13 protein-coding genes are annotated in these 12253 nt (G+C 44.8%); 10 read left to right on the top strand and 3 right to left on the bottom strand.

The genetic code is table 11. The features are described 5' to 3' along the window. Positions 1-194: 194 nt before the first annotated feature. Both NYE36_RS20530 and NYE36_RS20525 read right to left on the bottom strand, forming a co-directional pair. Positions 195-1112, bottom strand: coding sequence for an EamA family transporter (locus NYE36_RS20530; protein ID WP_280530440.1), 918 nt, complete (start codon positions 1110-1112; stop codon positions 195-197). Between the two features lie 182 nt (positions 1113-1294). After that, entirely contained in the window at positions 1295-2224 is a 930-nt protein-coding gene (locus NYE36_RS20525; protein ID WP_004393053.1) for a manganese-dependent inorganic pyrophosphatase, read from the bottom strand. Between the two features lie 206 nt (positions 2225-2430). On the opposite strand from NYE36_RS20525, the gene NYE36_RS20520 reads away from it, so the two are divergent. Further along, a complete protein-coding gene (locus tag NYE36_RS20520) occupies positions 2431-2802 on the top strand; it encodes a winged helix-turn-helix transcriptional regulator (RefSeq protein WP_007615010.1) in 372 nt (123 codons plus the stop codon). A gap of 36 nt (positions 2803-2838) precedes the next feature. On the opposite strand, the gene NYE36_RS20515 is transcribed toward NYE36_RS20520, so the two are convergent. Beyond that, positions 2839-3324 carry a spore coat protein gene (locus NYE36_RS20515; protein ID WP_007407913.1) on the bottom strand — a complete coding sequence of 162 codons (486 nt, stop codon included), beginning with the start codon at positions 3322-3324 and terminating at the stop codon, positions 2839-2841. A gap of 133 nt (positions 3325-3457) precedes the next feature. Between NYE36_RS20515 and NYE36_RS20510 the strand changes: the two genes are divergently transcribed. The 9 genes from NYE36_RS20510 (at position 3458) to NYE36_RS20470 (ending at position 12250) form a co-directional block, all read left to right on the top strand. Next, positions 3458-3610, top strand: a complete 153-nt coding sequence (locus NYE36_RS20510) for a hypothetical protein (RefSeq protein ID WP_004393059.1) — start codon at positions 3458-3460, stop codon at positions 3608-3610. Between the two features lie 243 nt (positions 3611-3853). After that, a complete protein-coding gene (locus NYE36_RS20505) occupies positions 3854-4789 on the top strand; it encodes a DUF2232 domain-containing protein (RefSeq protein ID WP_007615002.1) in 936 nt (311 codons plus the stop codon). Positions 4790-4819: 30 nt separating this feature from the next. Further along, positions 4820-6799, top strand: a complete 1980-nt coding sequence (locus NYE36_RS20500) for a DHH family phosphoesterase (RefSeq protein ID WP_007407911.1) — start codon at positions 4820-4822, stop codon at positions 6797-6799. After that, positions 6796-7245 (top strand): 50S ribosomal protein L9, encoded by a 450-nt coding sequence (gene rplI, locus NYE36_RS20495; protein ID WP_007407910.1) that lies wholly within the window; start codon positions 6796-6798, stop codon positions 7243-7245. Before NYE36_RS20500 ends, rplI begins: the two co-directional genes overlap by 4 nt. A gap of 6 nt (positions 7246-7251) precedes the next feature. Continuing rightward, on the top strand, positions 7252-7950 hold the full coding sequence (locus NYE36_RS20490) for a kinase (RefSeq protein WP_327997715.1): 699 nt from the start codon (positions 7252-7254) through the stop codon (positions 7948-7950). An 87-nt stretch (positions 7951-8037) separates the two neighbouring features. Next, a complete protein-coding gene (locus NYE36_RS20485) occupies positions 8038-8694 on the top strand; it encodes a PIG-L deacetylase family protein (protein ID WP_144664787.1) in 657 nt (218 codons plus the stop codon). Next, complete coding sequence (locus NYE36_RS20480) at positions 8691-10025, top strand: glycosyltransferase family 4 protein (protein WP_265451003.1); 1335 nt, start codon at positions 8691-8693, stop codon at positions 10023-10025. Before NYE36_RS20485 ends, NYE36_RS20480 begins: the two co-directional genes overlap by 4 nt. Next, positions 10015-11202 carry a carbamoyl-phosphate synthase gene (locus tag NYE36_RS20475; protein ID WP_342496868.1) on the top strand — a complete coding sequence of 396 codons (1188 nt, stop codon included), beginning with the start codon at positions 10015-10017 and terminating at the stop codon, positions 11200-11202. The genes NYE36_RS20480 and NYE36_RS20475 overlap by 11 nt, the downstream gene beginning before the upstream one ends. Continuing rightward, positions 11195-12250 (top strand): phosphotransferase, encoded by a 1056-nt coding sequence (locus NYE36_RS20470; protein WP_265451001.1) that lies wholly within the window; start codon positions 11195-11197, stop codon positions 12248-12250. Before NYE36_RS20475 ends, NYE36_RS20470 begins: the two co-directional genes overlap by 8 nt. The last annotated feature ends 3 nt before the right edge of the window (positions 12251-12253 follow it).

Below are 12253 nucleotides of genomic sequence, written 5' to 3'. Positions count from 1 at the left end.
TTGCCTGCTTTATCAGTAACAATCCTGCATGATTTACTTGTCGACATCATTCTATTAGACTCTGATTCTATTGACAACTGGTCTATTTTCCTCTTTTGGATGATAGTAAAATGAAAAAAGGCCTTTTAATATATGGGTAATTGAGACTAAGGGGTGCTCTGGGCCTAGGAAAAAACCTCTCTAAAAAAGAGAGGTTATTTTTGCTTGATAGATAATAAAGCGATGGTGGCTAAAATCAGCAAAGTACCCAGCCATTCTGATATTCCGAAGGGAACATGCAGCCAGATCACAGCTAAAAAAGCTGCCGACAGCGGCTCTGCACAGGCGAGCAGGCTGGTTTCAGAGGCACTCAAATATTTCAGGCTTTCCAAGTAGCAATAAAAAGCGATGAGCGTTCCGAAAATGATGATAAACACGATCGCGGCATATGCAGGAAAGGACCACTCGCCTTCAAATGTCCAGGGCGGGCGGATCAAGCTGAGGGCGGCTCCGCCGATCAGCATGCCCCATCCGACAATTATGGCGGATCCCCATTTCTTCAGCAGACGATGCGGCTGAAGGGTGTAAAACGCCAGTGCAAACGCCGAACTGATGCCCCAAAAGACGGCCAGACCGGATATGGACAGGCTTCCGACATTCCCGTGCGTGACCAAAATGAATGTGCCGGCAACCGCCAATAAGACGGCGAGCAGCTCTTTTGCTGAAGGAATTCTCTTTGCGCGAATCGCTAAAGAGCATGTAATGATCGCCGGCCCTAAATACTGAAGAACGGTAGCAGCGGCCGCGTTGCCGTACTCAATTGCCGCGAAGTAGGTGTATTGAACGCCTAACATTCCGAAAATCCCGAATAAAAGAAGGGGAATTCTGTCCCGTCTGTCTTTCCAAACAGCCCATATCCGTCCTTTTTCTTTGCGGTACGCGATGCCGAGCAGAAGCGCCCCTGACACCAGAAGGCGCACTGAAGTCAGCCATTCTGTATTAAAATGGCGGTGCTGGAACAGATACTGGGCAACCGTTCCCGAGACCCCCCATAAGATAGCTCCTGTCAGCACAAGCCAAATGCCTGTTGTTCGTGAATAAGAAAGAGCAGCGTGTTTTTCCAGGATAGACACCCCCGATTCTGACGTTGTGATAGTAACTAACAATAATTAGGAAATGAACGTCCTCCATGTGATATATTATATATTGTATATTAAATTCCGTCAAAATGATTTTCGGGGGAAAGCGCTTACGAAACGGCCGTCTGATGAATGAGCAATAAAAAACACCCCGGCTGGTTTCCGGGGTGTGTTGGTTATTCTGCAATCGCGTCTGTTAAAACAGGAACGACTTGTTTCTTTCTGGATACGACGCCTTTTAAAAGAGCCGTGTTGTTTTCTAAAGTCACGTTGAATGCTTTTTCCACTTTTGACGCTTGATCACCGATGGCAAGCGCAAGGGAATCGTTTTCCAGAATATCCGTAATCACGAGAAGGAACAGGTCAAGGTTCTTCTCAGCAATTACTTTTGAAAGAGCCGCTTCTAATTCCGGCTGCCGCTTTTTAACATCTTCAATATCAACTGTGTTGACTTGGGCGATTTCGACTTTTTTGCTGCCGAGCGTGAACTCTTTCGCATCAAGAGAAATCAGTTCTTCCACAGTTTTTTTGCTTAAGTCGGCGCCCGCTTTCAGCATGTTTAAGCCGTACTCTTCCGCATCTACGCCGGCAATTTCAGCAAGCTCTTTTGCCGCTGCGATATCTTGCTCCGTGCAAGTCGGAGATTTAAATAACAGAGAGTCGGAAATGATTGCTGACAGCATGAGGCCCGCAATTTCTTTCTCGATTTTCACGTTATTTTCTTTGTACATTTTGTTTAAGATCGTAGCCGTACAGCCGACCGGCTCAGCACGGTAGTAAAGAGGTTCCGCTGTTTCGAAGTTGGCGATACGGTGGTGGTCGATAACTTCAAGAACCTGAACGTCTTCGATATCCTTGATGCTTTGCTGGCGTTCATTGTGGTCAACAAGGATGACGCCGTTTACTTCGTTTGCGGCTGTTTCCACCAAACGCGGGCTTTCCTGCTTAAAATAATCAAGCGCGTATTGTGTTTCGCCGTTGACTTGTCCGAGGCGGACGGGCTCAGCATTGAAGCCGAGTTTATTTTTTAGATCAGCGTAGGCAATGGCAGAGCAAATGGTATCTGTGTCTGGGTTTTGATGTCCGAAAATAAGAATTTTTTCCATAATAACTCCTTGTCCTTTTTTGTAGTGTAAACAATCTTTTTATAGTTTAACACGTCTTGAGGAGGGTGTAATCTTCAAAACCTTAAAAATTGATGTGAAAAAGAAGCATTTTTGTTGAGAGGTGGGGAGGGTTGCGAGTAAAATACTGGGTAAGTCAGATGCTAATCAGCATATAGTATCAAAAAAGGTACTATGGAGGATGAAAAATGAACATATATCCGAATAAAGAAGGTTGTCCGGTTGAACTGACGCTTTCCGTTATCGGCGGAAAGTGGAAGGGTATTTTGTTTTATCATATGATCGGCGGAAAAAAGCGGTTTAATGAGTTTCGGCGCATTTGCCCCAGCATTACGCAGCGTATGCTGACGCTTCAGCTTCGCGAGCTTGAGGCGGACGGCATCGTGCATCGCGAGGTATATCAGCAGGTGCCTCCAAAGGTGGAGTATTCTCTTACCGAATTCGGCAGGTCGCTGGAACCGATCGTTTTGCAAATGAAGAAATGGGGAGATGCCAACCGGGAGTTTCTCGAGGCATACCGGGAAAAAACGTCTCCTCAAGATCAGTCCGCTCAAAAATAAGAAGCAGCAAAGGATTAAATTCCTTGCTGCTTTTTTTTATTTCATCGCGATGGCTTTTCTGGCGTTGCGTACATCATTTTTCAGCAATTCGCTCAGGTTGTAAGCCGGATATTGACCCCGTTCTTCCATATACTCAAAGACCATTTGGTGCCACTTGATGGCCGCGTTTAAGTGCTTGACGAAGACGTGTCTTAATTGAGGTGTGGCCGTCTCTGTAATGGCTCCGGCATAATTGCGGACAGATGTTTTGGCCAGAATGAGCAGGCCGCCGCTGTAAAAGGAGGAATCAGCGCGCTCTTCTGTTTCATCCTCACGAAAAGCGGGAGCTTCAGGGAAGAAAGGAAGCAGTTCACGCAGATTTTGTTCCAGCGAATGGATGGAAAATCTGTAAAGCTGTTTTAATCTGGCATCGCTTACGTCCCGCTCTGTTCTTTTTAATTTCACAAGTCCGTTTGCCTGGAAAGCTACTAACTCATGCAGTTCTAACGTTTCATGCCATGCTAATGTTCTCCGCTCAGTCATGGTGTAAGAATCTCCTTTATCCTTCATTTTCACTTTCAGCATATGCCCCGGTCCCGATGTTGTTCCTCATGTTTTGAAGTTTCCAGAAAGGGAAACTCAATGTAAAGGAAATACGAAATAGAGGTGAAACTATATGTGGGACATGATAAAGAACTTCTTCCTTTTCAGCAGCGGGGTTTTGCAGGCGACCACTCTCTTACTTATCGTTATCGTCTTGTTATATGTACGAAAAACCAAAAAGAAAAACAGAGATACTTCTGGTTTCATGGATGATCAGGATCACTGATACAACGGGCATTCTTTCACTAGGATGTCCGTTTGTCTGTTTTCATGTTTCACATGGAACATTGCGGCTGTCCGCGCTCATTTTACTTGCGATTTCGACTTATGTTAAAATATATACGTGTATTTTGGAGAGTTTATGGAAAATTCAGGTCTTGAAAGAGACATTGCGGCGTCAAAAGAGCAGTCGTCTAAGCTGCTCTTTTCTATTCGTATGTTCGAATGATACAAGGTTTGAGGTGAGTAAGTGAAAAATACAAGGGCTCTAATAGAAGGCGCCATTTTGATCAGTATTTTTGCAATCATTTCCCTTTTGGTCGTGTACCTCCCTTTACTGGGGGCAATTCTTCTCTTTGCTTTGCCGCTGCCGATCATTCTTTACACCATTCGGCACGGTCTGAAGCCCGGGGTATGGATGGGGCTTGCCAGCCTTCCTGTCAGCTTTATTGTAAGTTCGTTTACCGGGCTTACAGGCGCTTTTACGGCGGCCTGTACGGGAATCGCCATGGGATATTATTTTAAAAAGAAACAGCCCGGCTATGCGGTTGCTGCCGGAGCTATGGCGTATGTGCTGTGCGGCGTCGTTTTTTTTGTGGTCAGCATCGTGTTTCTTAATATGAATGTGGTTGATACCACCATGTCCCAGCTTCGGGAGTCGCTGTCTGTGGCTGATACCATGTCAAAACAGCTCGGTTACGGAGACCAGTTCGGGAAGCAGATCAAGCTGATGGAAAGTCAGCTGAGCACGGTTCAATATCTTTTTCCGACAGTGCTCGTATTGACCGGCATCGTTTTTTCTTTCCTCAGTTATGCTATGGCAAGGCCGCTTTTACGGCGATTTTCCCCTGATCTTCCGAAGATGAAGCCTTTTAGAGAGCTCAAACTCCCGCAAAGCGTTGTCATTCTGTATTTTATTGTGACGATATTAGGGTTTCTGCCTTTAGAAAAAGGGCATATGCTGTATTCGGTTTCATTGAATGGGGGATTTATTCTCAGCTTGCTGATTTGTATTCAAGGATTAGCGTTTATTTTTTTCTATTGCCGCGAAATGGAGATGCCGAAAGCCGTTCCTGTATTAGCAATTGTGCTGGGGGTGCTTTTTCCGCTCATCTTGTCCGTGTATCTCCTCTTAGGCATCATTGACATAGGCTTTAACATAAGAAATAAGGTGACGCGAAATTGAGTGTGACTTACAGGTGGGGAGTTGATAGAAATGCCTAGTTTTTATGAAAAACCGTTGTTTCGGTATCCCATCTATGCATTGATTGCATTGTCAATCATCATAATTCTCATCAGCATTTACTTTAACTGGCTGATAGGAGCCATCGGCGTTGTGCTGCTCGCCGTGATCTTGTTTTTCATTAAGCGTGCGGATTCTCTGATCAGAAAAGAAATTGACGATTATATCTCCACGTTATCGTATAGATTGAAAAAAGTAGGCGAAGAGGCATTAATGGAAATGCCTATCGGGATTATGCTGTTTAATGATCAATATTACATTGAGTGGGCGAATCCGTTTTTGTCTTCCTGTTTTAATGAAAGCACGCTCGTCGGACGCTCGCTGTATGACACATGCGAGGCCGTCGTGCCGCTGATCAAGCAGGAGGTCGATTCGGAAACGATCACCTTGAATGAGCGGAAGTTTAAAGTAGTGATTAAAAGAGATGAGCGCCTGCTTTATTTCTTTGATGTGACAGAACAGATTCAGATTGAAAAGCAGTACGAAAATGAGAGAACCGTGCTGGCATATATCTTCTTAGATAACTATGATGACGTCACACAGGGGCTGGACGACCAAACGAGAAGCACGATGAACAGCCAGGTCACCTCATTATTAAATGCGTGGGCGCAGGAGTACGGCATTTTCCTGAAACGGACGTCCTCGGAGCGGTTTATCGCGGTGTTAAATGAACACATTTTAACGGAGCTTGAAAACGCGAAATTTTCGATTTTGGATGAAATCCGAGAAAAAACATCCGTTCACACTGTATCTTTGACCCTCAGCATCGGGATCGGCGCATCGGTTTCTTCCTTGAAGGAGCTTGGAGATCTGGCGCAGTCCAGCCTCGATTTGGCTCTCGGCCGCGGAGGCGACCAAGTGGCGATCAAAATGCCGAACGGCAAGGTGAAATTTTACGGCGGCAAAACGAATCCGATGGAGAAGCGCACAAGGGTGCGCGCCCGGGTGATTTCTCACGCGCTCAAGGAAATTGTCTCAGAAAGCAGCAATGTCATTATCATGGGGCACAAATTTCCTGATATGGACGCAGTCGGAGCCGCAATCGGAATATTGAAGGTGGCGCAGGCCAACGGCAAAGAAGGCTACATCGTCATTGATCCGAACCAGATCGGATCAAGTGTTCAGCGTCTGATTGAAGAAATTAAAAAATATGAAGAGCTGTGGTCGCGGTTCATCACGCCGGAAGAGGCGATGGAAATTTCAAATGACGACACGTTGCTTGTCGTCGTTGATACACATAAACCATCCCTTGTGATGGAAGAGCGTCTCGTGAACAAAATCGAGCACATCGTTGTGATTGACCACCACCGCAGAGGCGAGGAATTTATTAAAGACCCGCTGCTCGTTTATATGGAGCCATATGCTTCATCCACCGCAGAACTCGTGACGGAGCTGCTTGAATACCAGCCGAAGCGGCTCAAAATCAATATGATTGAAGCGACGGCCCTGTTAGCTGGTATAATAGTGGATACGAAGAGCTTTTCCCTTCGCACGGGCTCGCGGACGTTCGACGCCGCTTCTTATTTGAGAGCGAAAGGCGCAGATACGGTTCTGGTGCAGAAAGTTCTCAAAGAATCGGTCGGTTCTTATATCAAGCGGGCGAAGCTGATCCAGCATACGTCTCTTTATAAAGAACATATCGCGATTGCTTCTCTTCCTGAGAACGAAGAGGAGTACTTTGACCAGGTGCTGATTGCGCAGGCGGCTGATTCCCTCTTATCGATGAGTGAAGTGGAAGCTTCATTTGCGGTAGCCAGACGGGATGAGCATACGGTGTGCATCAGTGCGAGATCGCTGGGCGAGGTCAATGTGCAGATTATTATGGAGGCGCTGGATGGCGGAGGGCATTTAACCAATGCGGCAACCCAGTTATCGGGCATTTCTGTCTCAGAAGCGCTCGTCCGGCTGAAGGAAGCCATTGATGAATATTTTGAGGGAGGCGTTCAGAGATGAAGGTTATTTTCTTACAAGATGTAAAAGGTAAAGGAAAAAAAGGCGAAGTGAAAAACGTAGCAGACGGTTATGCACATAACTTTCTCATTAAAAAAGGCCTCGCTGTCGAAGCAAATGCGACAAACATCAGCGCATTGAAAGGACAGAAAGAAAAAGAGAAAAAAGAAGCGATTGCCGAGCTTGAAAGAGCCAAAGATTTGAAAGAAACGCTTGAACAGCTGACTGTTGAGCTGAGTGCCAAATCCGGTGAAGGCGGCCGTCTATTCGGATCTGTCACAAGCAAACAGATTGCAGAAGCGCTGCAAAAAACGCATAAGATTAAAGTGGATAAACGGAAATTGGAGCTCCAAGACGGTATCCGCACACTGGGATATACAAACGTTCCTGTAAAGCTGCACCCTGAAGTTCAGGCTGTGCTGAAGGTTCACGTAAAAGAAGAAGCGTAATATACAATGAAAAACCCGCCGATCCGGCGGGTTTTTTTCATGTCAGCAGACGGCGCAGCGCAAGAAAATGATGAGATTGTTTCATTTCCGATCGTTACCAGATTGCATATTATATTACATCATAACGAAGGATGTGTCGGTATGAAACGATTTTTTTCTGAAACATATTTTAATAATCCGGAGAATAAAAAGGCGCTGGAGCACTATCCGCTGATCGGAGACGGAAAAGACGGGGAAGTCTACCGCTTAACACACAACAAATGCGTAAAATACTTCTTTGAAAAAGGGACATGCAAGAAGGAATTGGCGGCTTTAAAGACCGGACAAGGTTCCCCGGTGATTCCAAGACTGTATGAATACGGAGATCGTTATATTGTGATGGAATATGTCCAAGGCACCTCTCTTGCCCGCCATATCAGAAAAGAAAAATCCCTGTCCGTCAAACTGACTGCTGATATTTTAAATATGCTGGATGAATTAAAAAGAATCGGTTTTACCAGATGGGATGCCGAAATCAGGCACATTCTGATCAATGAACACGGAAATCTTAAAGTCATCGACCATAAAAGAGCTTTTTCCACCATTACCCGGTTTCCCGTAAAACTATTAAAAGGACTGGACAAATACGGCTTGGCGGATGAGTTTTTGAACACTATAAAAAAATTAAATCCGTCACGTTACCGGGAATGGCAGCCGCACATGTAAGTTTCTGAAAATCCGCATATGTAAGTTTCCTTTTTTTAGGGTCGTCATATGATATTTGTAACATTTGTTTGGTGGAGTGTGGAAAAAATGGCAGAATACATTATGGTTATCGGCGCTCATCCCGATGATGAACTATTGGGATCAGCGGGCACCATAAAACGGCTGATCAATGAAGGATATAAAGTGATTTCCGTTATTACGGCATTAGGAAGAAAAGAAGAAGCTCATCATATTAAACAATTAGGCGAACGCGCGAATCAAGAGCTTGGAATTGAGAAAGTCATCTTTTTGGAGCACACGAATTTAGAGCTGGAATGTATCCCTCTTCATAAGCTTGTCAAAGAATTAGAGCAGCTCATTCGCGTCTATCAGCCTGAAAAAATCTTTACACATCATTACGGCGATGTCAATATGGACCACCAGAGAACATTCCAAGCAGTTTTAACAGCCGCCAGACCGCTTCCGAATCAAAAGCCTATCGAACTGCTTACGTTTGAAACGCTATCTTCAAGCGAGTGGGAGAGGAATACGGCTGATAAACTCTTCAAGCCTAATTACTTCGTTAACATCACAGACACAATGGATGCCAAACTCGCGGCGCTTCACCACTATGACGTAGAAATGAGGGATTACCCTCATCCCCGTTCATATGAAGGCGTTACACATTTAGGAAGAGTCAGAGGAATGACGGCGGGTGTGGAATACGCCGAAGCTTTTGAAGTCGTGCGGAGGATCTGGAAATGATCAAGACATTTTCCGTCCCGTATCCGTATATGATTCAGACGCTTGACCGCTACTACGGGGTCAAAGCGCGCCCGCAAAAAAAGACGGCGGTAAAGACTCAGATGAAACATGCACATCATATTCCGCGATTATACGGAAAAAAACAGAAGTTATCCATTTTGATTGCCACGTTTTGGGACTACCCGCACACGGGCGGTTTATCAAACTATATTAAAACGCTTAGTGAAGGACTGAAAAAAAGAGGTCATAAGGTGGATGTCATATCCCCCAATCAGTTTCCTTCCGCACAGGTAAAAGAACTGCGGGCGGATGTTGTTCCGAAATTAAAAGATTTCTTTAGTGACAGATACGGGGATTACAGTGATCATATTTTGAAGAATAATCGGCTGATGTTTATATACGAGCAAATGCTTCAAAAGATTCATCTGGAAAAATATGATGTGCTTCATGCACAAGATTTATTTACAGCCAATATATTGGGCAGGTTCAACCGTATTTATAAAAAACCTTTGTTTTTTACACCGCATGGCATGTTTACTTTCAACAGACTTAAATTTCACATCTTTAAAAAAGGATCGGTAGAAGAGTTTTATTATAAAAAACTAGAGATGAAAGCCATTGAATACGCAGATCGCCTGATTATTATCAGCGATACGTTCCGCAGCCCGCTCATGAAGCTCGGAGCCGAACAGAAAGACATGACAACGGTGATCACAGGAATCGATTACGATGCAAAAACAGGCGGGAAAAGAAAAACCCCGGTACCGAAAAATAAGATCATCATCTCGTGTATTGCAAGATTAGGCCCGAGAAAAGGACATAATCATTTGCTTGACGCACTTTCACGAATTCCGTCTGATCTACTTGAACATGTTGAAGTGCTGATCGCGGGCGACGGAGAGATGAGGAGCGCCTTAGAGGAACAGGCTCGAAAACTGAATCTATCTATGGTCTCCTTTTTAGGAAAAAGAGATGATGTTCCCGCTATTTTGAATATGACGGACATATTCGTACTGCCGACCATTAATGATAGTCTGCCTATTTCGATTATTGAAGCGATGTTCAGCGGCTCGGCTATCATCGCGACCGATTGCGGGGGTATTCCGGATCTGATCCGCCATAACAAAACGGGGCTTATTGTCGAGCCGGGAAATGCAAAGGTTCTTGCCCGGGCTTTAGCGTTTTTTATCTCTAACAAATCTGCGCGGGAGAAGGCTGCTTCAAACGCAAAGGCCTACGCGGAGAAATATTTAAGCAGTGAGACGATGATAAAAAATATCGAATCGATTTATCAAAATACCAACAGCTCGGAGGGAGATCATGAAACATGAACATGCAGCCGTTGTACTTGATTTCAGTGCAAACGGGATTGGGATCATTCGCAGCCTGGCCCGAAGAGGAATCGATGTTTACGCGTTTGACACGGAGGGACCTTATCGTATCGGAAAATCAAGATTGGCAGATTGCGGGATATGTCCCAGCCCTTTAACACAAGAGGAAGAACTGCTGACATTTCTGACTGATTTCGGGAAGCGGTTCCAAGCAAAGCCGGTTCTGTACGCAGGATCTGATGATTATGCGGGATTTATATCTAAATTCCGCGAGACATTAGCCGTTTTTTTTTTATTTTTGCTCCCGAGCCGCTCTCTGTTAGAAACGGTTTTAGATAAAAGCAAAGCATATGAATTAGCGGTCAAGCATCACATCCCCTGCCCGAAAACCTTTTTTCCGAACAACCGGGATGAGCTGGAAGAGGCCATCGCTAATATTGACTTCCCGTGTATTTTAAAACCGGTGGCCGGCCATGAATACAGAAAAAAAGTAAACAAAAAAGCAATTGTAATGAAGGATGCCGCACAATTGCGCAAGGAGTTCAGCTCCTACAGAGAAAATGGAGAACTGCTCGTGCAGGAGATCATCCCCGGAGACAACCAGTGTTTTTATAAAGTCGCCACTTTTTATGATGACCAAATGAAATTAATGGGCCTATTCTCTCTGCAAAAGAACCATCAATTCCCTGCTGATTTTGGCGCGGGGGCCCACGTCGTCAGCAAACGGCTTCCTGATTTAATCGAGAAGACCCTGCCGTTTTTTGAAGCGATTCAGCTGAAGGGAGTAGGCATGGCGGAATTTAAAAAGGATCCCCGGGACAATGTTTACAAGTTTATCGAAATTAATCCGCGCTTTTGGCTCAGCCATAGCCTGACAGAACCGGCAGGCGTTCATTTCGTTTACATGTACTATCTGTATTTGACCGGACAACATGTGAAGCCCCAGCTCGAACAAAAAGACGGAATCAACTGGATTTATGAGGTGCGTTATTTCTTAACATTTTTGAAGAAACGAAAAAGAGGAGAAATGACGTTCCGGGATTTTTGGAAAGGGTGTAAAGGAAAAAAAGAGTATGCTCTTTTTGCTTGGAATGACCCGATGCCATTTATCAGAAACACTTGGTCTCATCTCAAAAACAGCTGGAAACGGAAGCGGAAGGAAGATCGGCATGTATGAAAAGGAGATTTTGTATGGCGCATTTCAAAAACTGAGAATTGACGAAAAACTGTCGTATTCGTTCGGTGAAAGGGCTGCGGTGAATCCGGATGACATCACATGCCTGAAATCGACGGACAGAAGCGCCATTTATAAACTGTTTGTAAAGAAAAAATCCAGAACTGTTCCGCTGATATTGAAGGTATATAAATCTTCCCGTGAAAAAAATAAGGTCGAGATTAATATATACGGGAAAGCCCGTTCCGTTTTAGGGGATTTGCTGCCGGACATCTATCTTATAGAAGAAAGTGACCATGAAACGTGGATATTTATGGAGTTTGTCAGCCAGATCAGGGGACAGCTTACATTTCACCCGAAGCATTTCAAGTATATTATTCCGTCTGTCGCAGAATTGCACAGCCGCACCTTTGAAAACAAGAATATTTCTGACGGTAAATGGCGGTCGTGGCTGCCGGTATATGAATCGGAAACCATGAGAAAAGGGCGTAAAAAGCAGATCAAAAAGACAGCGGAATTATTGGATAGGGCTCTTAAAGATGAGCGCACAAAAGATATCGTGAAGCCTCATTATCGACAAATCACAAACTTGCTTGAGCAGGAGGAGCCGGATTTTTTCCCTGAATTGATACAAAACGGCTCAGCCATCACACACGGTGATCTTCATATGCAGAATATCTGCACCCACGATGCGTCCGGGCATGAACCGTGGGATATTCAATTCATCGATTGGGAATCCGCAAAATACGCGCCGGTTTGGTTTGATATGACGGTGCTGGTTGAAATTCTGCTTGGCTTCAGAAAAGATTGGAGCCGGCACGCAGAAGATATTCGGACGTATTGCGTAAAAGTGTATACGAAAGAAATGAAAAAGCGGGGCATTCATTTTCAGACCCCTCCTATGACGCTTTATAAAATGGCTTATTTGCAGAGAACACTTGAAAAAGGGCTTCATACCCAATTGCGGAGAATCTTCGACAATCGGGGAGGGGAACTGCTGCCGTATCATGTTGACAAAGTGTCAAAATGGGGACGGGAATTAGGATTATAAGTT

It is taken from the genome of Bacillus sp. FSL R5-0593 (genome assembly GCF_038603755.1).
Taxonomy (GTDB): Bacteria; Bacillota; Bacilli; order Bacillales; family Bacillaceae; genus Bacillus; species Bacillus velezensis.
Note: the sequence above shows the minus strand (reverse complement) of the source record. Positions and strands in the feature narration are given on the sequence as shown.

Bases quoted from the DNA above. Each gene is read 5' to 3' on its own strand.
- NYE36_RS20525 (WP_004393053.1), bottom strand. From the start codon at position 2,224: ATGGAAAAAATTCTTATTTTCGGACATCAAAACCCAGACACAGATACC.
- NYE36_RS20520 (WP_007615010.1), top strand. From the start codon at position 2,431: ATGAACATATATCCGAATAAAGAAGGTTGTCCGGTTGAACTGACGCTT.
- NYE36_RS20515 (WP_007407913.1), bottom strand. From the start codon at position 3,324: ATGACTGAGCGGAGAACATTAGCATGGCATGAAACGTTAGAACTGCAT.
- NYE36_RS20510 (WP_004393059.1), top strand. From the start codon at position 3,458: ATGTGGGACATGATAAAGAACTTCTTCCTTTTCAGCAGCGGGGTTTTG.
- NYE36_RS20500 (WP_007407911.1), top strand. From the start codon at position 4,820: ATGCCTAGTTTTTATGAAAAACCGTTGTTTCGGTATCCCATCTATGCA.
- rplI (WP_007407910.1), top strand. From the start codon at position 6,796: ATGAAGGTTATTTTCTTACAAGATGTAAAAGGTAAAGGAAAAAAAGGC.
- NYE36_RS20490 (WP_327997715.1), top strand. From the start codon at position 7,252: ATGAAAAACCCGCCGATCCGGCGGGTTTTTTTCATGTCAGCAGACGGC.
- NYE36_RS20485 (WP_144664787.1), top strand. From the start codon at position 8,038: ATGGCAGAATACATTATGGTTATCGGCGCTCATCCCGATGATGAACTA.
- NYE36_RS20480 (WP_265451003.1), top strand. From the start codon at position 8,691: ATGATCAAGACATTTTCCGTCCCGTATCCGTATATGATTCAGACGCTT.
- NYE36_RS20475 (WP_342496868.1), top strand. From the start codon at position 10,015: ATGAAACATGAACATGCAGCCGTTGTACTTGATTTCAGTGCAAACGGG.
- NYE36_RS20470 (WP_265451001.1), top strand. From the start codon at position 11,195: ATGTATGAAAAGGAGATTTTGTATGGCGCATTTCAAAAACTGAGAATT.